Genomic DNA, 24,472 nt, shown 5'->3' with positions numbered 1-24,472 from the left:
GCCATGGCATTACGGACGTCGCGGACCGCCCTCGGGGTGGCCCTGATCCTGCTGGCAGGCACGCTCACCGCGTGCCGTGGCGGGGACAGCACAACTGACGAATCCGGGTTGCGCACCGACGTCGGCGTCACCGCCGAGCCGTGCCCGGACGCGGTCGACCGCAACAAGGGCTGCATCTACCTCGGCATCATCTCCGACCTCACCGAGGGGCCGTTCCGGGCCCTCGCGGTGCCGATCACCGACGCCCAGAAGGCGTTCTGGAAGCGGGTCAACACCGCCGGCGGGATCGGCGACTACGAGGTGGATGTGACCCGGTACGTGCGGGACAACAAGTACAACCCGCAGACCCACAACCAGGTCTACCAGGAGATCAAGCCGAACGTGCTGGCGCTGGCGCAGAGCCTCGGCTCGCCCACCACCGGCGCCATCCTGGGCGACATGAAGGCGAGCAACGTGATCGCCGCCCCGGCCGCGTGGACCTCCGGCTACGCCTTCGAGGACGTCATCATCGAGTCCGGCGCGAACTACTGCGTCGAGTCGATGAACGCGCTCGACTACGCCCGCGAGACGTACGCGCCGAAGTCGGTGATGGCGGTGCACCTGGCCGGCGACTACGGCGACGACGCCGCGGCCGGGGTGAAGCTGGCCGCACAGACCCTCGGGATGACCTTCACCGACGTCAAGACCGACTCCGGCGCCGACAAGCAGGCCGGCGCCATCCAGGCCATCCTCGCCGGCAAGCCGGACCTGGTGGTGCTCACCATGGGGCCGGCGGACGCGGCCACCATCGTCGGGCAGGCGGTGGCCCGCGGCTTCGCCGGCCGGTTCATCGGCACCAGCCCGACCTGGAACCCGGCGCTGCTGCAGAGCCCGGCCGCCCCGGCGCTGCTGGCCCGCTACGAGCAGACCGCGCCGTGGAACACCTGGAGCACCGACACCCCGGGGCACCGGGCGCTGCGCGAGGCGCTGCCCGGGGTCACCCCGAACGACGGCTACACCGCCGGCTGGGTCTGGTCGTACCCGATGAAGGCGGCGCTGACCAAGGCGGTCGCCGACGGCGACCTGACCCGGGCCGGCCTGCTCAAGGCGGTCAAGTCGCTGACCTCGGTGGATTACGAGGGGATGCTGCCGGCGACCGCCGGCAACTACGCCGCCGGGGCGAACGAGGGCGCGGTCCGGGTCACCGCGGTCTACAAGCCGGACAAGGCCTCCCCGACCGGGGTGAGTCAGGTCCGCGAGCTGTTCACCGGGCCGACCGCCCAGGCGTACACCCTGGACCGGCCCTGCTACGAGAAGCTCTGAGCCGACCGGGTCGGGCCCCCGCGACGGCGGGGGCCCGACCGCGTCGGGTCAGCGGTGGAAGCGCAGGTAGTCGAACTCGGCGGTGACCGGCGGCCGCGCGCCGCCGTGGGCGACCAGGCCGATCCGGGGCGTGGTGTCGGCGGGGAAGGTCCACACCCCACCCCACGTCCAGTGCGTTCCGTCCCGGCTGGAACCGGCCCGGAACTCGTGCTCGCCGGTGACCGGGTCGACCCGGTGCGCCAGCCGCAGCCAGGTGGTGGTGGCCGGGGTGCCGACGATGTTCCCGCCGTACACCGGCTGCCCGGCGAAAGGCAGTTCGTAGCCGTACTCCACCTGCCGGGTGTTCCAGATCGCCACCTGGGCCAGCCGGGCGAACCGGTCGTCGTCGACGTAGGCGACCAGGCCAGCCTGCTGGTAGTTGCGCACGGTCTCCTCGCCCAGGTCGAGGGTCACCTTCGTCTCCACCACGTAGTCGCCGGCCGGCGCGTCGCGCAGCAGCACGCCCGCGGTGTTGCCGGTGCCGACCAGGTCGGCCGCCTGCGTCGGCCAGCGCAGCGCTCCGCCGGACGCGGTGGCCGCCGGGTCCGGCCGCACCCAGCTCCAGGCCGGGTCGAGGCCGTCGGTGAACTCGTCGGACCACTCGGGCAGCACGGCGCCGGCCCGGGGCTCGGGCACGGCGTAACGGACCGGCCGGTGCAGCCGGGCCAGGCTGACGTTGTCGAACTCGGCGGCGCCGCCGGTCGCGGTCAGCCCGAGCCGCCCGGGCACGGGCCGGTCCAGCCGCAGCGCGACGGTGGCGAGCTGGGCGCCGAGCCGGGCCGGGCTCAGCTCGGCCACCAGTCGCCGGCCGCGTACCTCCACGGCCAGGTTGTGCCGGTCGGCCAGGCGGTGGCCGAGCGGCAGCGGGGCGCTGGCGGTGCGACCGCCGTCGCGGGCGACCAGCCGGCCGGCCGCCGCGTCGAGGCGCACCTCGACCCGGCCGCCGAGGGTCAGCCCGGCCGCGTCGGCGCCGGTCAGCCGCAGGTCGGTCTCCGCCCGCACGTCGCCGCCGACGGTGGTACGGCTGGTCAGCGCGCCGCTGCCGGTGAGCCGCCCGTCGGCGATCCGCCAGTCGCCGGTGTCCCGCCAGCCGGCCAGCCCGGCGTCGAACCGTTCGTCCACCCGGCCGGTGGTCACCGGCGCGGGCCGGTCGCCGTCGGACGGGCCGGCCCCGGCGTTGACCGTCGGCCAGCCGTCGATCCAGTCGAGGCGGTCCAGCAGCATCGGCCGCTCGTTGATGCCGAACGGCTCGTCCAGGTACGGGTCGGCCCGGTCGAGCGCGTGGTAGACGATCCAGTCCTGGCCGGACAGGTCGGTGAGGAAGCCGTTGTGGCCGGTGCCGATCCAGCGGTTGCCGTTCTGGGTGAGCACCGGCGTGCCACCGGTCCGGGACGCGGTCAGCGGGATGCCGTCGCGGTCCACGAACGGGCCGCGCGGGCTCCGCGACCGGCCGACGTGGACGGAGTAGCCGGTGGCCGGGCCGGCGCAGCAGTTCGCCGTCGAGGCGAACAGGTAGTACCAGCCGTCGTGGCGCAGCACGTAGCCGCCCTCGAACTTGTTGTCGATCGCCACCAGGGTCGGCTGGCCGACGGCGCGCAGTCCGTCGGGGGAGAGCTCGGTGACCGAGACGCCCCCGTAGTAGCTGCCGTAGTAGAGGTAGCTGGTCCCGTCGACGTCGGTGAACTGGGACGGGTCGATGGTCCACAACCAGCCCCCGCCGCCGCCGGGGCGGGGCGCCACCACCGGCTCGTCGGCGAAGGTCCACGGGCCGGTCGGGGTGGGCGCGGTCGCCGCGCCGATCGCGAAGTCGCTGCCCTCCGGCGAGACGGTGGTGTCGGTCACCGTCACGTACATGACGTAGCGGTCGCCGATCCGGCGGACGTCGGGCGCCCAGAAGCCGGCGCCGGGCGCCGCGTACGGGGGCCGCTGGTCGGCGCCGAAGGCGTCCCCGACGTACTGCCAGTCCACCAGGTCGGCGGAGCGGGCGGTGGGCACCCGGTGGAACTGCCGCTCGCCCTCGCGCAGCGGATCGGTGGTGCCGTAGGCGTACCAGTAGCCGTCGTCACCGCGGAGAACGACCGGGTCGGCGAAGGTGTCGGCGAACCCGGCCGAGACCGGGTTGCGGTAGTCGGCGTCGGGTGCGGCGACGGCCGGCGCGGACGCCGTCGCCGCCAGCAGCAGACCGAGTACGGCGGTGAGCGCACCGCCACGACGGAGTTGTCCCATCAGACCTGCCTCGGGTGGGGGAATGTCGACGAGGGTCACTCCGTCCGTTTCTACAACGATGCATACAACGTTGTAAAGAGCCGGTGACCGGTCGGTGGTCGCCGAACCGTGCCCGTGTCAGCATGGGCGGATGAGCGCCACCAGCACCGACGGCGCGGCGCTGGCCCGCCTCGCCGGCCTGCTCGCCGACCGCACCCGGGCCGGCTTCTGCCTGGCCCTGCTCGACGGCCGCGCCTGGACGGCGGGCGAGCTGGCCCGGGCCGCCGGGGTCGCCCCGTCGACCGCGAGCGAGCACCTGGATCGCCTGGTCTCCGGCGGGCTGCTGGTCGAGGAGCGCCAGGGGCGGCACCGTTACCTGCGGCTGGCCGGGCCGTCGGTGGCCCAGCTGGTCGAGGACCTGGCCGGCCACGCGCCGGGCGCCGCGCGCCCCGCCCGCTCGCTGCGCGCCGTGCGGGCCGACGCCGCCCTGGCGTACGCCCGCACCTGCTACGACCACCTGGCCGGCCGGCTCGGCGTGCTGCTGCGCGACACCATGCTGGCCCGCGGGCTGCTGGACGAGCGGGCCGGGCTCACCCTGACCCCGGCCGGACGGGACTGGCTGGGCGGGCTGGACGTGCCGGTCGCGACCCCCGGCCGGCGCCCGCTGCTGCGCGACTGCCTGGACTGGACCGAGCGGCGCCCACATCTGGCCGGTACGCTCGGCGCGGCGCTCTGCGGCCGGCTGTTCGATCTCGGCTGGCTCACCCGGGGCACCGGCCGGGCGGTCCGGCTGACCCCGGCCGGCGGGCCCGCGCTGGCCGGCGCGCTCGGCCTGACCGTCACCGACCTCGCCCCCGCGGTCGGCACGGACACCGGCGGCGGCCGCGCCTGACCCGGCCTGCACGGACCGGCCCTCCGTGATCCACTCCGGTTCCGGTGGTCCGGGCGTCGTCGCTGCCGCGACATCGCGGACCGACGCCGCGTGATCCACTCCGGTTCCGGACATCGGGTCGTCCGGGCGTCGTCGATGCACGACATCGCGGACGTCGGGTGAATCAGCCCGCTGGGTCGCGCGTTCTTCGGTGAGGGCCGAACCGATCCGGCCCTACCGTCGGCCCGGTGACCGTCGTGACGAACCTCCTCGCACCCGCCGCCGGCACGCCGCCGTGCGGCCCGCCCATCCTCGATCCGGCCACCGGCTGGACCGTGACCCGGCACGCCGACGTCCGCGCCGCGCTGCTCGATCCCGCCTGCCGGGTGCCGGTCGCCCCGCCCGCCCCGCCCGGCACCCTCGCCTGGCTGCGCGGCACGGTGAGCCGGTTCAGCGCGCCCGAGACCCACCCGGCCCGCCGCGCGGCCGGCACGGCCATGCTGGCCGAACTCGACCCGGACGAGCTGCGCCGCGGCGCGGCCCGGCTCACCGGGGGGGCGCTCGACCGGGCCGCCGACCGGCTGGACGTGATGGCCGTGCTCGCCCGCCGCGTACCGCTGCGGGTGCTGGCCGACCGGCTTGGTATCGCCGATCCGGACGCCGTGGTGCCGGCGGTGACCGCGGTCGCGGCCGCGTACCACCCCGGCGCCGACCGGGACACGGTGCGCCGCGCGGACCGGGCCGTGACCGCGCTGCTGGCGCTGACCCCGCCGGCCCCGCCGGAGGTCCGGGCGAACCGGATCGGTCTGCTGGTCCAGGCCGGCGACGCCACCGCCGGCCTGATCGGCGCCGCCGCCCGGCACGTGCTGGCCTGGCCGGCCGACGTGTCCACCGGCGACCTGCTCGCCGAGGTGCTCCGGCTCGACCCGCCGGTACGCGGCACCCGGCGGGTCACCGCCGCCCCGGTCCGGCTCGGCGGGCGGGACCTGGCGTCGGGCAGCCCGCTGCTGCTGCGCTTCGACGCGGCCAACCGGGACCCGGCGGTTTTCGCCGAGCCGGACCACCTGCTGCCCGGCCGTCCGCACGCGGCGCTGACCTTCGGCGCCGGGCCGCGCGGCTGCCCGGGGGAGCGGCACGCGCTGGCGCTGGCCACCGGCGTGGTGGACGTGCTGCGCCGCCGCTGCCGGCCGGTGCCCGCGCCGGTCCGCCACGAACCGCACGCGCTGCTGCGCGTGCCGACCCGACTGGAGGTACGTCCCCGATGACCGATCGCTTCGCCGCCTTCCGCGCCCTGCACCACGCGGACCGGCCGCTGCTGCTGCCCAACGCCTGGGACCACGCCAGCGCCGCCGCGTTCGCCGCGCGCGGGCACCGGGCGATCGGCACCACCAGCCTCGGCGTCGCCGCGGCGGCCGGCCTGCCCGACGGCGCGGCCGCCACCCGGGCGGAGACGCTGCGGCTGGCCCGGCTGCTGCGCCGGCTCCCGGTGCTGCTCACCGTCGACGTGGAGGCCGGGTTCAGCGACGACCCGGCCGCGGTCGCCGACCTGGCCGCCGAGCTGGCCGGGCTCGGGGTGGTCGGCATCAACGTCGAGGACGGCCGGGCCGACGGCACCCTCGCACCGGCGGAGCTGACCGCGGCCAAGGTGGCCGCGGTCAAGGCGGCCGTGCCGGACCTGTTCGTCAACGCCCGGACCGACACCTGGTGGCTGGGCACGCCCGACCCGCTGCCCGGGACGCTGCGCCGGGCCCGTGTCTACCGGGACGCGGGCGCCGACGGCGTCTTCGTGCCCGGCGTCGCCGACCCCGAGCTGATCGCCCGGCTGGCCGCCGCGATCGACGCCCCGCTCAACGTCCTGCTGTCACCCGGCGGCCCGGGCCCCGCCGAGTTGGGCGCGCTCGGGGCGGCCCGGGTGAGCACCGGCTCCCTGCCGTTCCGGGCCGCGCTCGCCGGTGCCCTCGCCGTGCTCGACGGCGACGGCGTCCCGCCGCGGCTGCCCTCGTACGCCGAGACGCAGCGGCTGAGCGCGCCGTCCGCCGGGTAGCGGTTCGTCCCGCGGCGGTCGCCCGGCGGCCGTCCTGACCTGCTCATATCCCTTCGGAGGAAGATAGGAGGATTGTTCGGGCTTGGCCCGGTCCGGCCGATTACGGTGGTTCGCAGAGGTTGCCCACCGTTGTCCTGACGGGAGAGAGGACCGACCATGCGAGTGCCGAGCCGCAGCCCGGGACACCAGCCCGGTCCGCCCGCCGCGTCGACCGCCCCGGCCCGCCGCCGGCCACCGGCCGGCCCGCCGCGGCGGATCCCGTCGCCCGGCCCCGATCTGGACGCCTACCGCGCCGCAGTGGCCGAACTGCTGGTCGAGGTCGGCGCGCTGGCCACGGCACCATCCACCGCGGCCCGGCAGGTGCTGATCGACGCCCGGCTGCGCGAACCGGCCATCGCGGCGGTGCTCGACGCCACCCCGCAGGGCTTCGTCGGCGCCCGCGAGACGCTGCTGCTGGAGATGGCCCGCTACCAGCCGAACGAACGCAGCTCCGCCGCCGACCTGACCGCCCTGGTCCGGATCTACCTGCTTTCCCGCATCGACGTGATGTGGTGGCGGGACGCGCCCACCTACCTCACCGACGCGCAGGTCTACGCCAGCCCGGAACTGGTGGACCTGGAGTGGCTGCGCCGGCGGGACCTGCTCCGCTTCCGCTACCAGGAGCAGCCGGCCACCGTGCTGGGGCGGGGGGTGCGCGCGTTGCGCCGCAGACTGCTCCCGGACGCCGCGCCGCGTACCGCCGGGCTGCTGTTCCGCCGGGCCCGCCGGGAGATGGTCGCATTCCTCAACGACGTCGGCCGCGAGTTCGCCGCCAGCACCCCGGCGGGCACCCCGCCGCTCTGGGTGACCAGCCTGGTCCGCAGCGCCGAGCACCAGTACCGGCTGCGCCGCCTCGGCTACGCCGCCATGGTGCCCAGCGGGCACTGCCTCGGCTGGGCGGCCGACGTGGAGCTGGCCTGGTTCGACCGGTTCGGCGTCCGGGAGACCCTCGCCGGGCTGCTGCTGGCCCGGCAACAGGCCGGCGAGGTCAACGTGGTCGACGAGGGCCAGGCCTGGCACCTCTGTCTCGCGCCCGGCGCCCGCCGGCGGCTGCGCCGGGCGTACGAAGCCGAGATGGGGGTGTGAGCCGATGTGCGGCATCGTGCTGAGCCTCGGCCCGGAGGCCGACCCGGCGATCTTCCGGCGGATGCTGACGGTGCTCGCCCCGCGTGGCGAGGTCACCGAGACCCGGTACGAGAACGGCCTGCTCGCCGGCGTCCGGCGGCTGCGGGTGGTGGACCGGGAGCGGGCGGTGCAGCCGTGGACCTCCGCCGACGAGCGGTGGGTGCTCTGCTACAACGGCGAGGTCTTCAACCACCACGAGCTGCGCGGGGAGCTGACGCGGCTCGGGTACCGGTTCCGCAGCGTCAGCGACACCGAGGTGGTGCTGGCCGCGTTCCTGCACTGGGGCGAGCGGATGGTGACCCGGCTGCGCGGGGAGTACGCCTTCGCCGTGGTCGAGCGGGCCACCGGCCGCGCCTACCTGGTGCGCGACCCGCTCGGCGTGAAGCCGCTCTACTGGACCCGCACCCCGGGCTGCCTGCACCTGGCCAGCGAGGTGAAGGCGCTGGTCGGGCACGGTACCCAGATCGCCGAGGTGCCGCCCGGGCACCACGGCTGGGCCGACGCCGACGGGCAGGTGCGGCTGCGTCCGTACCTCGACCTGCTCCGGCTGGGTGAGGGGCTGCCGGTGGTGGACGACCCGGACGAGGCCGCCCTGCTCGTCCGTGCCGCCCTCACCGACAGCATCCGGGTCCGGGTGGACACCGACCTCACCGTGGGGGTGGTGCTCTCCGGCGGGTTGGACAGTTCGCTGGCCCTGCTGCACGTCCGGGAGATGCACCCGGACTGCGTCGCTGTCACCGTGGGCGTGCCGGAGAGCCCGGACGTGACGTACGCCCGGCGCCTCGCGGCCGACCTGGGCGTGCCGCACGAGGTGGTCGAGCTGCGCCCGCGCGACATCCGGCTGGCCGAGATCCGGGAGGCGATCCGGATCTCCGAGCTGACCGAGTACGGCGACATCATCAACGCGGTGGTCTCGGTGCCGATCTTCCGCCGGCTGCGGGAGCTGGGCGTCAAGGTGGTGCTCACCGGCGACGGCTCGGACGAGTTGTTCGGCGGCTACCCGATGTACCACGAGGTGGGCCCGGAGGCGTCCCGCCGGCTCTTCCTGCACAAGATCCGCAACCTGTGCCGGACCGAGCTGCAGCGGGTCGACCGGGCCAGCATGGGATACGGGGTGGAGGCCCGGGTGCCGTTCCTCGACCTGAACGTGGTGGAGCTGGCGATGCGGCTGCCGGTCACCCTGAAGCTGCGCGAGGGCCAGGAGAAGTGGATCGTCCGGCGGGCCTTCGCCGACCTGCTGCCCGACTACGTGCGGCGGCGGCCGAAGAACCCGATGTCGTACTCGTCGGGGCTGCACGAGCGGGCCCGGCTCTACAAGCCGCTCTTCGCCCGGCTGCACCGCCAGTTCGGCTACCACCTGCTGGAGCCGGTCCGCCGGGACTTCGACACCGTGCTCACCCGCTGCGGCAACGACCTGGACCGGGCCATCGCAGCCGGCCGGGCGCGGCCGGACTACACCGTGCTGGAGCACGCCCGCGACCTGGTCGGTGCGGCGAAGTGGAACGCCGCCCCGATGGTGCGCCGGCTGGTCGGCCCGCGCCGCATTCGCGGCGACGAGGAGGCCCCGCTGCCGGGCTGAGCTGACGCGCCGCGGTTGACTCTGACACGGTGTCAGCGCCGACCGTAGGGAGCGTCATGTTCAGCATCGGAGACTTCGCCAGGTTGGGCCGGGTGTCGGTGCGGATGCTGCGCCACTACGACAGCATCGGCCTGCTCCGCCCGGCCGCCGTCGACCCGTACAGCGGGTACCGCTACTACACCGCCGAGCAGTTGCGCCGGCTCAACCGGGTGATTGCGCTGAAGGAGCTGGGCTTCACCCTGGCCCAGGTGCAGGCGATCCTCGACGACGCCGTCGACGTCGCCGAACTGCGCGGCATGCTGCGGCTGCGCCGCTCGCAACTGGAGGCGCAGGTCGCCGCGGACACCGCCCGGCTGGCCGGGATCGAGGCGAGGCTCCGGATGATCGAGACGGAGGGTCGGATGACCACCCAGGACGTCGTACTCAAGTCGATCGCGCCGGTGCGCCTCGCGGAACTGAGCGCCACCGCGCCCAGCTACCAGACCGAGGACATCAGCCCGGTGATCCAGCCGCTCTACCCGGAGCTGTTCCGCCGGCTGGCGGCCGCCGGGATCCGGCCGAGCGGACCGGGCATCGCCTGGTACGCCCCGGCCGGGGAGCCCGGCGGCGAGGCCGTCGTGGTGCACGCCGGGGTGACCGTCGACGTCGACCCCGATCCGGCGGCCGGCGTCGCGGTGGCCGACCTGCCCGCGGTGCCCGCCGCGGCGACGGTCATCCACCACGGCCCGATGGACGAGGTGGAGCGGAGCATGCAGGTGCTGGCCCGCTGGATCGAGGAGAACGGCTACCGGGCGGACGGGTTCGCCCGGGAGGTCTACCTGGACTACTGCCCGGACGCGCCGGAGAAGGGCGTCACGGAGCTCCAGTTGCCCGTTCGGCGCGGCTGACCGGCGCCACCGCCGGCCGTCCGCCACCGCCGGCCGTCCGCCACCGCCGGCCGTCCGCCACCGCCGGCCGTCCGCCACGGCCGGTCGGCGGCCCGGTGCTCAGCCGTCGGCGTCCGGTCGGCCGGCCGCGCCGCGGATCCGGGTCACCAGCTGCTCCAACACGGCGACCTCCGCGCGCAGCGCGGCCCGGCCCTGCCGGGTCAACCGCACCCAGGTGCACGGCCGGCGGCCCTGGTAGCCCTTGGTGACCTGGAGCAGCCCGGCCTCCTCCAGGATGCGCAGGTGCCGGTTGAGGTTGCCGTCGGTCAGCCCGAGCTCGTCGCGCAGGACCGCGAACCGGCACTCGTGCGCCTCGCTCAGCACGGTGAGGATGCCCAGCCGGACCCGCTGGTGGACCACGTCGTCCAGGGCCGTGGCGGGGTGCGGCGGCTGCTGCCGCGTCACGCGCGGTCCGGACGGCGGCCGGACACCAGCCGGACGGCGGCGACCGCGAGCAGGGGGAGTGCCATCAGGACAAGATAGTGGCCGGGTCGTAGCCCGAGCTGGCCACCGAGGCCGCTGCCCCCGCCGAGCAGCCGGCCCGCCCAGCCGGGCAGCGTGCCCAGCGGGAACGAGGTGCACAGCCAGGCCGTGAGCAGGGCCATCCACACCCCGGCCGCAGTGAGGCCGGCGCTGCGCTCGGCCCGGCCGAGCACCACGACCGCGGCGGCGAGCGGCAGCAGCGGGGTGAGCAGCCCGGACCAGTACGGCCCGTCGGCGACGGTGAGCCCGTCGGGCACCGGCCCGGTCGGCACCGCGGCCAGCACGGCCAGCAGGGCCAGCACCCCGAGCCCGGTGCCGGCGACGAGCGGCCACGCGACCCGTACGCCGAGCCGGCGGGCACGCCAGCGGTACCACAGGCCGATGCCGGCGAACAGCAGCGGCGTGCCGAGGAACCAGAACGCGTAGGAGGCCACCGGGCTGCGCTGCTCGTCGGGCAGCCCCGCCCACCAGGGATGCTCGGCCACGATGGAGGTGGGCAAGGCCAGCGGGTGTCGGTAGAGCGCCACGCTGGCGAGCAGCAGCGCGGCGATGCCGAGGGCGGGCAGCCAGGCGCCGCCGTGGACGCGCCGGTGGGTGCGTCGGCGCAACCGCTCCAGGGCGGCGAGGGTGTCTTCGGCCTGCTCGGTGGCGCCGGGCTCCATGGCGTACTCCTGTCTGGCTTTGCGACAGCGAAAGCTCTGCGATGCAAAGTTTATGGCCGGCGCACCGCGCTGGCAACATCGCCCACCCGGGACCGGCCGCGCTGCCGCGACCCGGGACGGGCGGGTCGGGCGGCCGCCGGCACGGCAGGGAAGCGGCACGGGCACCTGCTCACCGCCGGGGACGCCGCCGGGGCTGCCGGCCGTCGCGGCGCGCCGGGAGGCGTCAGCTCACCGGCAGTTGGTAGCGCCGCTCGCCGCCGCCGCTGGCGGTGGTCAGCCGGACCTCGCCGCTGCGCAGGCCGTACGTCACCGACCAGCGGGTGTGTCCCTGGCGGACGTCGGTGAGGATCCCCAGGGCGGCGGGCGCGTCCGCCACCCCGCCGGTGCGGCTGAGCGCCTCGGCGATCACCCGGTACCGGTGGTCCTCCCGGCGGCGCTGCTCCGGCACCCCGGCGACCGGCACGTTGGTCAGCGCCTGCCACCCGCCCGACCCCCGCTCCACGCGCAGCCGGCCGTCGGTGAACTCGACCACCACCGAGGCGCCGGTGGCGTCGGCGATGAGGTAGTGCAGCGGCGGCCCGCCGTCGAAGTCCACGTTGTACCGGTTGAACACGGCGACCGCCTCGTCCACCGTGGCCGCCTGGTCGAGCACCAGGCGCAGGATGCGCACCGAACCGACGGTCGGCTTGGCCGGATCCCGCTCGGCCCGGGCGCCGTCGTCGGCGGCCAGCCCCACCGCCAGGCCGCGTTCGTTCATGCCGTCGAAGGGCAGCAGCGGGGCGTTGAGCAGCCGCCGGTCGCCGGCCGGGTCGGCACCGACCCCGAGGTAGGACATGTCCACCACGGAGATGCTGGCGTAGCCGTCCGGCGGGTCGGTGCGCAGCACCATCGCCGGGTTGGCGTCCCAGTCGAAGTTGCGGGCGAACAGCGGCCGGCCCGGGTCTCCCGCGGCGACGAAGAGCGAGCAGCCGAACGGCTTCGTGGTCGGACTGGCGTCCGTGCCCACGGTCGGGTCGTAAGCCCCGACGTAGGTCATCTCGTACAGCGGCAGGTCGTCGACCTTGCGCAGGCTGGTCAGGGTCTGCTCGACCTGGCCCGGGTCCTGCCGGGAGGCGATCGGCGTCCCGGTCACGGCCGGCGCGTCCGGTGCGGGGTCGGCCGGGTCGGGTGTGGAACAGGCGGTCACGGCCAGCATCAGGGCGACGCCGGCGCCCCACAAAGTCCTCCGCATATCTATTGAACGCTAGGGCAGCGATAGATGGTTGTCCACCGGCCCGGTTTTCGGCCCGCACGGCCGGGTACCTGAACCGCCACGAACGAGAGGCAGGTGGCATGAAGCGCAACGAGTACCACGTCGTACCGAACGGTGGCGGCTGGAAGGTCGAGCGGGGCAACCAGGTGGTCGGCACCTTCGACACGAAGCAGCGCGCCGTCGAGGCGGGCCGCGAGGCGGCGCACGGCGACGAGCCGAGCCAGCTCGTCGTGCACACCGCCGACGGGAAGATCGAGACGGAGAACACCTACCAGGGCGACCCGTACCCGCCGGTGGGTTGAGGCGACCGCCTCGCCGCGTACGTGACCGGGCCCGGCCCCCGAACGGGGACCGGGCCCGGTCTGTCGCGTGGGTTACCAGCCCAGGTAGCGCGGCTGGGTCTGCACGTTCAGCTCGCGGTACCGGACCAGCTCCGCCGTCCAGGTCCGCCAGTCGGTCAGCTTCAGCACGTCGAAGCCCTTGGCGATGTCGTTGGAGTAGATGTGGCCGTTGTAGTAGTACGCGGACCACGAGCCGCCGCCGACCGGGGCCTCCGTCGAGATCGGACCGCGCTCCCAGAAGGCGATCTCCGTCGGGTTGGCCGAGTCGGTGAAGTCCCACACCGACACGCCGCCCTGGTACCACGCCTGGACCATGATGTCCCGCCCGAGCACCGGGATCAGCGAGCCGTTGTGCGCCACGCAGTTCTCGGTGTCGGCGTTGGTCCGGGGGATCTTGAAGTAGCTGCGGAAGACCATCGTCCGGTTGTCGCCGCGGCCGGTGATGTCGTAGATGGCGTCCGCGCCCCGGTTCGGCCCGATGGTCTCGTTGCAGGTCGCGGCGCCGCCGCCACCCAGCTCGTCGGTGAAGACCACCTTGGTGCCGGCGTTGTTGAAGGTGGCCGAGTGCCAGAACGCGAAGTTGGTCGTGTCCCGCACCCGGTTGATCACCCGGGGCGCCTCCCGGTTACGGATGTCCATCAGGATGCCGTCACCCATGCAGGCGCCCGCGGCCAGGTCCTTCTGCGGGTACGCGGTGATGTCGTGGCAGCCGGTGGTCGCCGACTTCTCGCCCGGCACGCCCTCGTAGCCGCCGTCCGGGAAGAGGTTCGGCGTGGCCACCACCGCCGCCGCGGTGGGCTTCTTCAGCGGCACCTTGACGATGGAGATGGAGTCGTGCGGCGGCTGGCAGTCCGGGAACTCCGCCCGCGGGCTGTACGAGGAGACGTACAGGTAGACGGAGCGGTTGTCCTTGGCCGGCACCAGCGTGTGGGTGTGCGAGCCGCAGGCCGTCTCCACCGACTTGATGTAGCGCGGGTTGGCCTTGTCCCGGATGTCGAAGATCTTGATGCCCTCCCACGACTCCTTCTCCGTCGCCGGCAGGCCCGTGCTGTTGCACGAGTCGTCGCTGCGCGGCGAGTCGGTGGAGAGGAAGAGCAGGTCGTCGTGGACGGAGATGTCGTTCTGCGATCCGGGGCAGAACACCGACGCCACCACCGTCGGCGCGCTGGGCCGGGAGATGTCCCAGACGACGAAGCCGTTGTAGTTGCCGGCGAAGGCGTACCTGCCCTGGAACGCCAGGTCGCTGTTGGTGGCGTCCAGCGGGGCCTGCTTGGGCAGGTTGGTGATCAGTCGCAGGTTGGGACTGCTGACGATCTCGTCGACGCCGGGGATGGTGTTGGTGGTGTCCACTGTGCCGGCCGACGCCGGCTGCGGCGCCACGCCGGCGCTGCTGGGTGGTGCGGTCGCGGCGCTGGCCAGGAGCAGCCCGGCCGCGGCCAGGCTGACGACCCTGAACCGCCGGGTCCGCGGCGAGGGGAATCTGATCATCGGCGAGCCCTTCGCAAGGGGGGTGACGATTGTCCACACCTTACCGTCCGACGACATGCGTCGATGTGATCTGGGTCACATGTCGCCAGGTCCGTCAATGGATACCATCGCGGTGACCTCGATCTCAGGGAGTGGCCCATGACCAACCGGCGCGCGCGGACCCTGGCGATCGTCACACTGGCCCTCGCGCTGCCGCTGGTGGTCCTGGTCGTGGTCCGCGCCGGCGCCGACCCGGCGCCCGGCGAGGCCCGGCCGGCCGCCGCGACCGCCACGCCCACCCCGACCGGCCCGCCGGTGATCGTGCCGGGCCGGCCCGGGGAGTCGGCGGCCGTCCGGCCCGCCGAGCAGGTCCGCGCCCCCGAGCGCCCGCACAACGCGATGGACGTCGAGTTCGTGCGGATGATGATCCCGCACCACGGGCAGGCCCTGGCGATGGCCGAACTCGCCCCCGACCGGGCCGCCGACCCCGACGTGCGGGCCATCGCCGACCGGATCCGGGCCAGCCAGGGCCCGGAGATCGGCATGCTGCGGGGCTGGCTGCAGGTCCGGGGTCTCGCCGAGCGGGTCGACGGGCACGACCACGGCACCATGCGCGGCATGCAGTCGGCCGAGGCGATGCGCCGGCTCGCCGACGCCCGGGGCGCCGAGTTCGACCGGCTCTTCGTGCGGATGATGACCGAGCACCACCGGGGCGCGGTCGAGATGGCCACCGAGCTGCTCAAGGTCGGTTCCGAGCTCACCCTCTCCGAGTTCGCCAACTCGGTCGCCACCGAGCAGTCCGTCGAGATCGACCGGCTGCGCGAACTCCTCGACTCCTGACCCGGCGCCGCCACCCCCGCATGATCACGGCGGGCCGGCCGTCGCGCCGACCGGGCACGTACGCTGGGTGACCGTGAACCGCACCATCTTCGGCCGTCCGCTGCGCAGCGTCGCCTTCGACGTCTTCGTCTCCGCGGCGGTGGCGCTCTTCGCCGTCGCCGGCGTGGTGGCCCAGCCGGGCGACTGGAAGGCCACCCTGACCGGGGCCGCGATGGCGGTGGCGCTGCTGTTCCGGCGAAGCCACCCCTCGGCGGTCACCGCCGTGGTGGCGGCGCTCGCGCTGCTCCAGGTGGTCGCCGGCTGGGGTCCGCTGCCCTTCGACATCGCGGTGCTGATCGCCCTCTACAGCGTCGTGAAGTACGCCGACCGGCTCCGCGACGGCATCCTCGCCGGGATCGTCGCCGCCGTCGGGGTGCTGCTGGCCGCCGTGCAGAACGACCGGCAGACCGACGGTGGCGTCGCCTGGTGGGCCACCGCGATCTACTTCGGGTTGGTCACCGGAGCGGTCTGGCTGGTCGCGCTCAACGTACGGACCCGCCGGCTCTACGTGCTCAGCCTGGAGGAGCGGGCCGCCACCCTGGAGCGGGAACGCGAGGCGGAGGCCCGCGCCGCGGTCGCCGGGGAGCGGGCCCGCATCGCCCGCGAACTGCACGACGTGGTGGCGCACAGCATGGCCGTCATGATCGTGCAGGCCGACGGGGCGCGGTACATGCTCGACCGCGACCCGGAGACCGCCCGCGCCGCTGTCAAGGTGGTCGCCGACACCGGCCGGCAGGCGCTGGAGGAAATGCGCCGGCTGGTCGGCGTACTGCGGGAGGACGGCCGGCCGGAGGCGGCGGCCGACACCGGCGCGGCGGCCGAGCCCGACGGCGCCGGGGTGGTCGCCGACCCGGAGCACCGCCGGCTGGCGCTGACCGAACTGCCCGCCCTGCTCGACCGGTTCCGGGTCGCCGGCCTGCGGGTGCGGCACGCGGTGACCGGTGAGCCGGCGCCGCTGCCGCCCGGGCTGGAGCTGACCGTCTACCGGGTGGTGCAGGAGGGGCTGACCAACGCGCTCAAGCACGCCGGGGTCGGCGCGGCCGTCGAGGTCACCCTCGCCCGCGAGCCCGGCGCCGTGCTGGTCGCGGTGGTCGACGACGGGCGCGGCCGGACCGTGGTCGGCCCGGCGCCGTCCGGCGGCCACGGCCTGGTCGGCATGCGCGAGCGGGTGGCGGTGTACGACGGCAGCCTGACCGCCGGGCCCCGGCTGGCCGGGGGCTGGCAGGTGCGGGCGCGGCTGCCGCTACCGTCGACGGCCGGAACGGAGGTGGTGCCGGCATGACGGTCCGGGTGGTGATCGTGGACGACCAGGCGCTGGTGCGCGCCGGGTTCCGGATGGTGCTGGACTCCCAGCCCGACCTCGAGGTGGTCGGCGAGGCGATCGACGGCGCCGACGCGCTTCGGGTGCTCGACCGGGTCGCCGCCGACGTGGTGGTGATGGACATCCGGATGCCGACCATGGACGGGGTGGAGGCGACCCGCCGGCTCTGCGCCGGCCGGCCCGCCGGCCCGCCCCGGGTGCTGGTCCTCACCACCTTCGACACCGAGGCCGACGCGTTCGCCGCCCTCCAGGCCGGGGCCAGCGGGTTCCTGCTCAAGAACGTCCCGCCGGAGGAGCTGCTGGCAGCGATCCGGGTGGTGGCCCAGGGCGACTCGGTGGTCGCCCCGTCGATCACCCGGCGGCTGCTCGACCGGTTCGCCGGCCAGCTCGGCCCCGGCCCGACCGAGGATCCCCGGCTGGCCCAGCTCACCGAGCGGGAACGGGAGGTCCTGCTGCTGGTGGCGCAGGGGCTGTCCAACGCCGAGATCGCTGCCCGGGTGCACGTCGCCGAGGCGACCGTGAAGACCCACGTCGGGCGGATCCTGGCCAAGCTCCAGCTCCGCGACCGGGTGCAGGCCGTGGTGCTGGCGTACGAGAGCGGGCTGGTCACCCCCGGCGGCTGAGCCGGCGTACGACCCAGGTCGTACGGGACCGCCCGGTCAGGGGCACCCGCGGTCGCAGCGGAGTCGAGCGCGCGGGTGGACGCCGCCCGGCCGGCCCGCCCATAGCGTCGGAGACGTCCCACCAACGATCTCCACGGGGAGCGCCACGTGTCCGTCGCACCTCCCGCGCACGCCGCCGCCGGCGTCGCGGTCACCGCCCGCGGCCTGTCCAAGCGGTACGGCAGCGGCCAGGCCGCCGTCGTCGCCCTGGCCGGCGTCGACGTCGACTTCGCCGCCGGCCGGTTCACCGCCATCATGGGCCCGTCCGGCTCCGGCAAGTCCACCCTCATGCACTGCCTGGCCGGCCTGGACCGGCCCACCGCCGGCGCGGTGCGCATCGGCGATGCCGACCTGGCCCGCCTCGACGACCGCCGGCTCACCCTGCTGCGCCGAGACCGGGTCGGCTTCGTGTTCCAGAAGTTCAACCTGCTGCCGGCGCTGAGCGCCGAGGAGAACATCGTGCTGCCGCTGGCCATCGCCGGCCGCCGCCCCGACCCCGGCTGGCTGCGCCAGGTGGTGGCCGCGGTGGGGCTCACCGACCGGCTGCGGCACCGGCCCGCGGAGCTCTCCGGCGGGCAGCAGCAGCGGGTGGCGGTGGCCCGCGCCCTGATCACCAAGCCCTGGGTCATCTTCGCCGACGAGCCCACCGGCAACCTGGACTCCCGCGCGGGCGCCGAGGTGCCGCGGCTGCTCCGCGAGGCGGTCGACACCCTCGGGCAGACCGTCGTCCTGGTGACCCACGACCCGGTGGCCGCCGGGCACGCCGACCGGGTGGTCTTCCTCGCCGACGGCCGGCTGGTGCGCGATCTCACCGCGCCCACCGCCGAGCGGGTCCTGGACGCGCTCGCCGGGCTCGACCCCGCCCGCCAGGCGGTGGCCCGGTGATCCGGCTGACCCTGCGCTCGCTGCGCGCCGAGGCGCTGCGCCTGCTGCTCTCCGCACTGGCCATCGTGCTCGGCGTGGCGTTCGTCGCCGGCACGCTGATCTTCGTCGACGGCATGCGGGCCGGCGCGTACGAGCGGGCCGGCACCTTCGACCGGCACACCGACCTCGGCGTCTACGCCGAGTCCGAGGCGCTGCCGCCGGCCCTGGTCGACCGGGTGCGCGCGGTCGACGGGGTGGCCGCCGCGGCCGGCGAGCTGACCGGCTCCGGCGGGGCGCTCGGCGCCGACGGCCGGCCGGTGCTCGGCTACGCCGTGCTCGCCGCCATCCCGGTCGAACCCGCCCTGCGCTCGTACGACGTGGTCGCCGGCCGGCTGCCGGACCGTCCCGGCGAGGTGGTGCTCGACGCGCCGACGGTCGCCGCCGAGGGCTTCACCCTCGGCGCCCCGGTCCGGGTCGGCGGGGCCGGGGGAGCGGCCCGGCCGTACACCCTGGTCGGCACGGTCGACGTGGCTGGCACCGCCCGGGACATCGGCGGCCCGTTCATCGGCCTGGTCGGGTCCGACGCCCTCGCCGTCACCGGGGAGCGCGGGTACGGCCGGATCATGGTGGCCGCCCGGCCGGGTGTGCCCGAGGCGGAGTTGGTCGACCGGGTCGCCGCGGCGACCGGCGCCGGGCCGAGCGTGAAGACCCGCCAGCAGATCCTCGACGACGCGGTCGACGAGGCGGTCCGCAGCCTGGAGCAGTTCAACATGGTGCTGCTCACCTTCGCCGGGGTCGCGGTGGTGGTGGCCGGGTTCGTCATCGCCAACACGTTCGCCATCGTGCTGGCCCAGCGGACCCGGCGGACCGCGCTGCTGCGGCTGGTCGGGGCGACCCGCGGGCAGCTGTTCCGCGCCGCGCTGCTGGAGGCGGTGGTGGTCGGGCTGGCCGCCTCCGCGGTCGGCGTGCTGCTCGGCGTCGGCCTGGCCGCCGGCCTGGGCGAGCTGATGTCCCGGCTGGACGCGCCGGCCTCCGGCGGGCTCACCGTCACCGCGCCGACGGTGCTGCTCAGCCTGGTGCTGGGCACCGCGATCACGGTCGGCGCGGCGCTGCTGCCGGCCTGGCGAGGCACCCGGATCGCCCCGGTCGCCGCGCTCACCGACGCGGCGGTGCAACCCACCCGGGGCGCCGGCCGGCTGCGGCTGGCCGCCGGCGCGGTGGTCGTCGCGGCCGGGATCGCCGCGCTGGTCGGCGCCGCGCTCGCTGTGCAGGTGCTGCTGGTCGCGGCCGGCGGGGTGCTGACCTTCTTCGGCATCGTGCTGTTCGGGCCGGTGCTGGTGCCGGCGCTGGTGCGGGTGTTCGGCTGGCCGGCCCGCCGGCTGTTCGGGGCGACCGCCGGGCTGGCCGTGGCCAACGCCGTGCGCAATCCCCGGCGGGTCGCCGCCACCGCCACCGCGCTGGTGATCGGGATCGGGCTGGTCTCCGCGTTCGTGGTCGGCGCGCGCAGCACCAAGGACGGCATCGAGCGCAGCGTGGACGCCGAGATCGGGGTGGACCTCGTGGTCACCGGGATCGGCGGCGACCTGCCGGCGACCCTCGCCGGCGAGCTGCGTGCCCGCCCCGAACTCGGGGTGGTGCACGAGCAGCGCAGCGCGGTGTCCGCCGGGATGGAGATCCGGGCCGCGCACCCGGACCTGGTCGCCCGGACGCTGACCGGGGTGGTCGCCGGCGACCTCGGCGGGTTCGGCCCCGGCACGGCGCTGGTGCACCGGGAACTGGCGCAGGCGCGCGGCTGGACCGCCGGCTCGACGGTCACCGTGCGGGACCGGGAGCTGCGGGTCGCCGCCGTGGTCACCGACGACGGGCCGGGACCGGCCGGCAGCTCGGTGCCGGCCGGTCACGTGATCGAGGTGGCGGAGGACGACTTCACCGCGCTCTTCCCGGACCGGCGGGGCTTCCTGGCCGAGATCGACCCGGCCGACGGGGTCTCCGCCGACTCGGCCCGCGCCGCCGTGGAGACAGTCCTGGCCCGCTACCCGACGGTCAACCTGATGGACCAGGGCGCCTACAAGGAGATGCTGACCAGCACGGTGGACATGCTGCTGGCGTTCGTCACCGCGCTGCTCGGCCTGGCCGTGGTGATCGCGCTGGTCGGGGTGGCCAACACGCTGAGCCTGTCGGTGGTGGAGCGCACCCGGGAGAACGCCGTGCTGCGCGCGGTCGGGCTGACCCGCGGTCGGATGCGCGGCATGCTGGCCGTCGAGGCGGTGCTGATGGCGCTGGTCGGCGCGGTGCTCGGCGTGGGCCTCGGCACCGGGGTCAGCGCGGCCGCGATGGCCCTGCTCGGCCGGATCGGCGGGGACTTCCACGTGGTGCTGCCGCTGGGGCAGCTTGGGCTGATCCTCGGCGTCGCGGTGCTGGCGGCGCTGGGCGCCTCGGTGCTGCCGGCCCGGCGGGCGCTGTCCCGGCCGGTGGTGGAGGCGCTCGGCGACCAGTGACCGCCGCGCCCGGGTGACATCCGCCGGCCGGTCCCGCCGTCCCCTCAGGGCGGCGGGACCAGCCAGCGGTGCCGGGTCATCCGGAGCCGCGGCGCCGCGCCGAGTGGGCGCGGACGGGCAGACGTTCCGGCCTGCCGCCACCGGTACGCGGCCAACTACCTACCTACCTGCCCTCGACCATAGCGCCGTCTTTCACATCGTGAGTCCGTTTTGGAAACAACGGTGCCATTGGTGCGGAAGTGTTAGCTGGCCGCGTTCGTGGTCACTCCGCGGACCCGCCGCCACCCGGGTCGGCCGTGGGTGAGGCCGGTGACTCCGTCGGCGGATCGACCGGTGGCGTCGTCGACGGACTGGTCGACGGGGGCGGGGTTTCAACCGGTGGGGGATTCGGGCTGGCGGTCTCGCTGGGCTGCACGCTGGGGGTCGGGCTGACCGACGCCGACGGTCTTCCGGTCGACCCGGCCGGGCGGAACGGCCGGTTGGCCGGGGCATCCGAACTCGGATCGTCCTGGACCGGCAGCTCTGCCTCGCTCGGCGCGGTCGCCGGCACCGTGGTCGGCATCTCCACCGCCGGCGCGTTGGCCTCCTGGGCCGCGCCCAGCGCCGCGCCGAGCGCGGCGAGCGCGACCAGCACCGCCGCTGCCGCGCCGACCAGGGTGCCGCGCCGCCGGCGTCCGCCCGCCGTGCCGGCGTTGCGCAGCCGACCCGCCGCCGGCGGCACCATCGCGGTGGGCGCGGACGGGTCGGAGACCGCGGCCCGGGCCGCCGCGGCCATCGCCGCGCCGCTGCTGAACCGGTCGGTCGGGTCCTTGGCCAGGGCACGCCCGACCAGGGCGCGGACCGCCTCCGGGATGTCGTGCGGCAGCTCCGGCGGCTCGTCGTCGAGATGCCGCACGGCCACCTGCAGGGGATTGTCGCCGGTGAACGGCGGGCTGCCGGTCAGGCAGCAGTACGCCACCGCGCCCAGGGCGTAGATGTCGGTGGCGCCGGAGACCGGGCGGCCGGCGGCCTGCTCGGGAGCCATGTAGAGCGCGGTGCCGGGCACCGCGTTGGTGCTGGTGATGCTGGTGACGTTGGTCGACCGGGCGACCCCGAAGTCGACCAGCACGACCGAACCGTCCTCCTGCACCAGCAGGTTGCTCGGCTTCACGTCCCGGTGCACGATGCCACCGGAGTGCGCGGCGTGCAGCGCCTGGGCGACCTGGGCCACGATCGACATCGTCTCGGCCACGTCCAGCCGGCCGAGCGCCTCGATCCGCTTCGACAGCGGCTGGCCGGTGACGAACTCCATGACCAGGTAGTCGGCCCGGGAGCCGTCCGGCAGCTCGTCCGCACCGTAGTCGAAGACCTGCACGATGCCGGTGTGCCGCACCGCGGCCATGATCCGCGCCTCGGCCCGGAACCGGGCGATGAAGTCGGGGTCGGAGACCAGCGCCGGCAGCAGCACCTTCACCGCGACCGAACGGCCGAGGACCAGGTCCGAGCCACGCCAGACGTCACCCATGCCGCCAGTGGCGACACGTTCGTCCAAGCGGTAGCGGCCGCTGAGCACGACCTCCGATGACAACACAGCAATACCGTACCCAGCGCCGCGGGAAAGCACGCGCCGCGACCAGCGCGCCCCGGCCGCCGCGGACCGGCCGGTGGGGCGGCGAAATCGCGATCTCCTCCGATATCGTGTCACCGGACCGGAACGATCCGTGACGAGATCCGCGCGCGCCCGCGCTGGGCTGGGCGAACGGCCGGCCCCACCGCGCCCACAACGCCGTCCGGGGCGTCGTAGCGTCCCGATCTCCGGTTGTGTTACGGCAACTCGCCGGCCTTCGGCCAGATAAATCTCACTCTTTTCCCCACGGTCACCGGCTTGTCGGATCGGCCACCGGCTCCTAGCGTTAGCCGAACTCGGGCCCGCCCCACGGCCCTGCCGCGGCACCCGCCGTCGGTCGCGCCGTGGCGAGTGTCCAGACATACCGCCGGGCCACTGCGGCCGGGGGTGCGAACAGGTCAGCGGGGGGCTGAGGGTGCGGGATCAGGTCCGGCTGCCGGACCGGGCTGGTGTCGCGCACGCCAGGTCCGGCGTGCGCCGCTGCACCCTGCCCCGGACGCCGCACCGGCCGGGCTGCTGCGCCCGACCGTCGACCCGGAGCCGGCGGACCCATGTCCGGTGAGCTGACGGACGCCGTCGTCGCCGCCCAGGCCGGCGACGAGGACGCCTTCCGCTTCCTCTACCGCAGCCTCCAGCCGGGCCTGCTGCGCTACCTCACCGCGCTGGTCGGCGCGGACGCCGAGGACGTGGCCTCGGAGACCTGGCTGCAGATCTCCCGCGACCTGCCCAGCTTCACCGGCGGCGAGTTCCGCGCCTGGACCGTGACCATCGCCCGCAACCGGGCCATGGACCACCTGCGCCGGCAGCGCCGCCGCCCGTCCCTGCCGGTGCCCGTGCAGGCGCTCAGCGAGTTGGCCGGCGACGCCGACACCGCCGAACGGGCCGGCGAGACGATCGGCACCGAGGCGGCGCTGGCGCTGATCTCGACCCTGCCGCCCCGGGAGGCCGAGGCCGTGCTGCTGCGCGCGGTCATCGGGCTGGACGCGGAGACCGCCGGCCGGGTGCTCGGGCGGCGACCCGGAGCGGTGCGCACGGCCGCGCACCGCGGGCTGCGGCGGCTCGCCGCGCTGATGGAACGCCACTACCCGACCGACCGGCCGGCCGAGTCGGAGAGCGCCGCGCCGCCCCGTCCGCGTACCGGGCGCCGGCAGGCGCCGCACGCCGAGCCGGCGGACGGTTGACGTGAGGGGATTCAGGATGCGCCTGCGCCGGACCGGTCGGCCCGCCGACCGCACCGAGTCCGATCGGCTGCTCGACGCCGCCGGTCCCGGCACTCCCGCCGGGACGGATCCGCTCGCCCGGCTGCTGTCGGCGGCGGCCTCCCCGGCCCGCCCCGGCGAACTGGCCGGGGAGGAAGCGGCGCTGGCCGCCTTCCGTGCGGCCCGTGCGGCCGGGCCGGCCGCCGCGCCGCCCCGCGCCGCGCGCCGTCGCGGGTTCACCGCCGGCGCCGTGGCCTGGATCGCCGGCGTCGCGGCCACCGCGACCGCCGGCGCCGCGTTCGCCGCCGCCACGCTCGACCGTCCGGACGATCCGCCGCCCCCGCCCCCGCCCTCGCCGACCACTCGGGCCCCGGCCCCGACCACCGACGGGGCGGGCGGGCCGGCCACGGCCGGCGGCACCGAATCGCCCGGCCCGGCGACGCCCACCACCAGCGGGCCGGCCGGCGGCAACCGGTCGCCGGCCGGGGAGCAGCAGCTCGCCGGACTGTGCCGGGCTTACCTGGCGAAGTCGCCGGCGCAGCGGGCGAAGGCGCTGGACACGCCGGCCTTCGGCGGGCTGGTGACCGCCGCCGGTGGTCGGGACCGGGTCGAGGACCACTGCCACGCCTTGGTGCCCGACGCCACCGAGCCGGAAGAATCCCCGGCGGCCAAGCCGCCGAAGTCCCCGAAGATCAAGCCGGCCGTCCCGCCGGCCGCCGTCCCGCCCGCCGCCGATCCGGCCGCTCGGGGCGCGGCCCCCGCCGCCGGTGGGGATGTTCCGTCGGCGGACCCGGCCGCCCCGCCGGCCACCGGCCGGAACGCCCGGCCCCCTGCCCGCCCGGCCGGCTGAGCCGCCGCTCGCCCGCCGGGTCCGCCTACCGCCGTGTGGCTGGCGGCCCAGGACATCGTCGGGCGACTGAGGTACCGCCCGCCCGACCGGCTGAAAACGGAGCACGGGTGGCCGGCCGCACCGCCCCCGCCGGCCCAGGCGACATCGTCGCTGGTCCCGCATTGCCGTGCGGCCCGAGTCGCACGTCAGCGGGTCGCCACCCCCGCACCGCCAACCGGGGATCGCCGCGTACGGGCGGAACGTTGTCGGTGGGCCGGG

Annotated in this window: 21 protein-coding genes; 15 read left to right on the top strand and 6 right to left on the bottom strand. The window is 75.4% G+C overall.

The window, feature by feature from the left end:
* Positions 1-3: 3 nt before the first annotated feature.
* A complete protein-coding gene (locus FHX32_RS27875) occupies positions 4-1,302 on the top strand; it encodes an ABC transporter substrate-binding protein (protein WP_167189687.1) in 1,299 nt (432 codons plus the stop codon).
* Between the two features lie 48 nt (positions 1,303-1,350).
* On the opposite strand, the gene FHX32_RS27870 is transcribed toward FHX32_RS27875, so the two are convergent.
* Positions 1,351-3,567, bottom strand: coding sequence for a family 43 glycosylhydrolase (locus FHX32_RS27870; RefSeq protein WP_167189684.1), 2,217 nt, complete (start codon positions 3,565-3,567; stop codon positions 1,351-1,353).
* 130 nt (positions 3,568-3,697) lie between these two features.
* Here FHX32_RS27870 and FHX32_RS27865 point away from each other — a divergent pair, with 130 nt between their 5' ends.
* The 6 genes from FHX32_RS27865 (at position 3,698) to FHX32_RS27840 (ending at position 10,091) form a co-directional block, all read left to right on the top strand.
* Positions 3,698-4,438 (top strand): helix-turn-helix domain-containing protein, encoded by a 741-nt coding sequence (locus tag FHX32_RS27865; protein ID WP_167189681.1) that lies wholly within the window; start codon positions 3,698-3,700, stop codon positions 4,436-4,438.
* A gap of 227 nt (positions 4,439-4,665) precedes the next feature.
* Positions 4,666-5,682: a cytochrome P450 gene (locus tag FHX32_RS27860; protein WP_486481365.1), complete on the top strand. Its 1,017-nt coding sequence runs from the start codon at positions 4,666-4,668 to the stop codon at positions 5,680-5,682.
* Positions 5,679-6,461: an isocitrate lyase/PEP mutase family protein gene (locus FHX32_RS27855; RefSeq protein WP_167189678.1), complete on the top strand. Its 783-nt coding sequence runs from the start codon at positions 5,679-5,681 to the stop codon at positions 6,459-6,461. Before FHX32_RS27860 ends, FHX32_RS27855 begins: the two co-directional genes overlap by 4 nt.
* Positions 6,462-6,617: 156 nt before the next feature.
* Positions 6,618-7,586 (top strand): hypothetical protein, encoded by a 969-nt coding sequence (locus FHX32_RS27850; RefSeq protein ID WP_167189674.1) that lies wholly within the window; start codon positions 6,618-6,620, stop codon positions 7,584-7,586.
* A gap of 4 nt (positions 7,587-7,590) precedes the next feature.
* A complete protein-coding gene (locus tag FHX32_RS27845; RefSeq protein WP_167189671.1) occupies positions 7,591-9,204 on the top strand; it encodes an asparagine synthase-related protein in 1,614 nt (537 codons plus the stop codon).
* Positions 9,205-9,260: 56 nt separating this feature from the next.
* Positions 9,261-10,091: a MerR family transcriptional regulator gene (locus FHX32_RS27840; protein WP_167189668.1), complete on the top strand. Its 831-nt coding sequence runs from the start codon at positions 9,261-9,263 to the stop codon at positions 10,089-10,091.
* Positions 10,092-10,190: 99 nt separating this feature from the next.
* Here FHX32_RS27840 and FHX32_RS27835 read toward each other — a convergent pair whose 3' ends face one another.
* From FHX32_RS27835 to FHX32_RS27825, 3 genes are all read right to left on the bottom strand, one after another.
* Entirely contained in the window at positions 10,191-10,535 is a 345-nt protein-coding gene (locus tag FHX32_RS27835) for a winged helix-turn-helix domain-containing protein (RefSeq protein ID WP_167189665.1), read from the bottom strand.
* Positions 10,532-11,275 (bottom strand): hypothetical protein, encoded by a 744-nt coding sequence (locus tag FHX32_RS27830; protein WP_167189663.1) that lies wholly within the window; start codon positions 11,273-11,275, stop codon positions 10,532-10,534. The genes FHX32_RS27835 and FHX32_RS27830 overlap by 4 nt, the downstream gene beginning before the upstream one ends.
* 223 nt (positions 11,276-11,498) lie before the next feature.
* Positions 11,499-12,506 carry a linear amide C-N hydrolase gene (locus FHX32_RS27825; RefSeq protein ID WP_167189660.1) on the bottom strand — a complete coding sequence of 336 codons (1,008 nt, stop codon included), beginning with the start codon at positions 12,504-12,506 and terminating at the stop codon, positions 11,499-11,501.
* A gap of 101 nt (positions 12,507-12,607) precedes the next feature.
* Here FHX32_RS27825 and FHX32_RS27820 point away from each other — a divergent pair, with 101 nt between their 5' ends.
* Positions 12,608-12,829, top strand: coding sequence for a DUF2188 domain-containing protein (locus FHX32_RS27820; RefSeq protein WP_167189657.1), 222 nt, complete (start codon positions 12,608-12,610; stop codon positions 12,827-12,829).
* Between the two features lie 72 nt (positions 12,830-12,901).
* Here FHX32_RS27820 and FHX32_RS27815 read toward each other — a convergent pair whose 3' ends face one another.
* The gene (locus FHX32_RS27815) at positions 12,902-14,356 is read right to left on the bottom strand and encodes an LVIVD repeat-containing protein (RefSeq protein WP_167189655.1); all 1,455 of its coding nucleotides are present in this window, start codon (positions 14,354-14,356) and stop codon (positions 12,902-12,904) included.
* Between the two features lie 138 nt (positions 14,357-14,494).
* Here FHX32_RS27815 and FHX32_RS27810 point away from each other — a divergent pair, with 138 nt between their 5' ends.
* The 5 genes from FHX32_RS27810 (at position 14,495) to FHX32_RS27790 (ending at position 20,559) form a co-directional block, all read left to right on the top strand.
* Complete coding sequence (locus tag FHX32_RS27810; RefSeq protein WP_167189652.1) at positions 14,495-15,175, top strand: DUF305 domain-containing protein; 681 nt, start codon at positions 14,495-14,497, stop codon at positions 15,173-15,175.
* Positions 15,176-15,242: 67 nt separating this feature from the next.
* The gene (locus FHX32_RS27805; RefSeq protein ID WP_167189649.1) at positions 15,243-16,496 is read left to right on the top strand and encodes a sensor histidine kinase; all 1,254 of its coding nucleotides are present in this window, start codon (positions 15,243-15,245) and stop codon (positions 16,494-16,496) included.
* Positions 16,493-17,158 (top strand): response regulator transcription factor, encoded by a 666-nt coding sequence (locus FHX32_RS27800; protein ID WP_167189647.1) that lies wholly within the window; start codon positions 16,493-16,495, stop codon positions 17,156-17,158. Before FHX32_RS27805 ends, FHX32_RS27800 begins: the two co-directional genes overlap by 4 nt.
* Positions 17,159-17,305: 147 nt before the next feature.
* Positions 17,306-18,082 carry an ABC transporter ATP-binding protein gene (locus tag FHX32_RS27795; RefSeq protein ID WP_167189644.1) on the top strand — a complete coding sequence of 259 codons (777 nt, stop codon included), beginning with the start codon at positions 17,306-17,308 and terminating at the stop codon, positions 18,080-18,082.
* Entirely contained in the window at positions 18,079-20,559 is a 2,481-nt protein-coding gene (locus FHX32_RS27790) for an ABC transporter permease (protein WP_167189641.1), read from the top strand. Before FHX32_RS27795 ends, FHX32_RS27790 begins: the two co-directional genes overlap by 4 nt.
* 262 nt (positions 20,560-20,821) lie before the next feature.
* Here the strand turns inward: FHX32_RS27790 and FHX32_RS27785 are convergent, their stop codons facing one another.
* On the bottom strand, positions 20,822-22,129 hold the full coding sequence (locus tag FHX32_RS27785; RefSeq protein ID WP_486481364.1) for a serine/threonine-protein kinase: 1,308 nt from the start codon (positions 22,127-22,129) through the stop codon (positions 20,822-20,824).
* A 587-nt stretch (positions 22,130-22,716) separates the two neighbouring features.
* Between FHX32_RS27785 and FHX32_RS27780 the strand changes: the two genes are divergently transcribed.
* On the top strand, positions 22,717-23,346 hold the full coding sequence (locus tag FHX32_RS27780; protein WP_167189638.1) for an RNA polymerase sigma factor: 630 nt from the start codon (positions 22,717-22,719) through the stop codon (positions 23,344-23,346).
* A gap of 16 nt (positions 23,347-23,362) precedes the next feature.
* Positions 23,363-24,214 carry a hypothetical protein gene (locus FHX32_RS27775; protein WP_208419447.1) on the top strand — a complete coding sequence of 284 codons (852 nt, stop codon included), beginning with the start codon at positions 23,363-23,365 and terminating at the stop codon, positions 24,212-24,214.
* Positions 24,215-24,472 lie beyond the last annotated feature (258 nt).

The organism is Micromonospora sp. CNZ280, from assembly GCF_011759515.1.
Note: the sequence above shows the minus strand (reverse complement) of the source record. Positions and strands in the feature narration are given on the sequence as shown.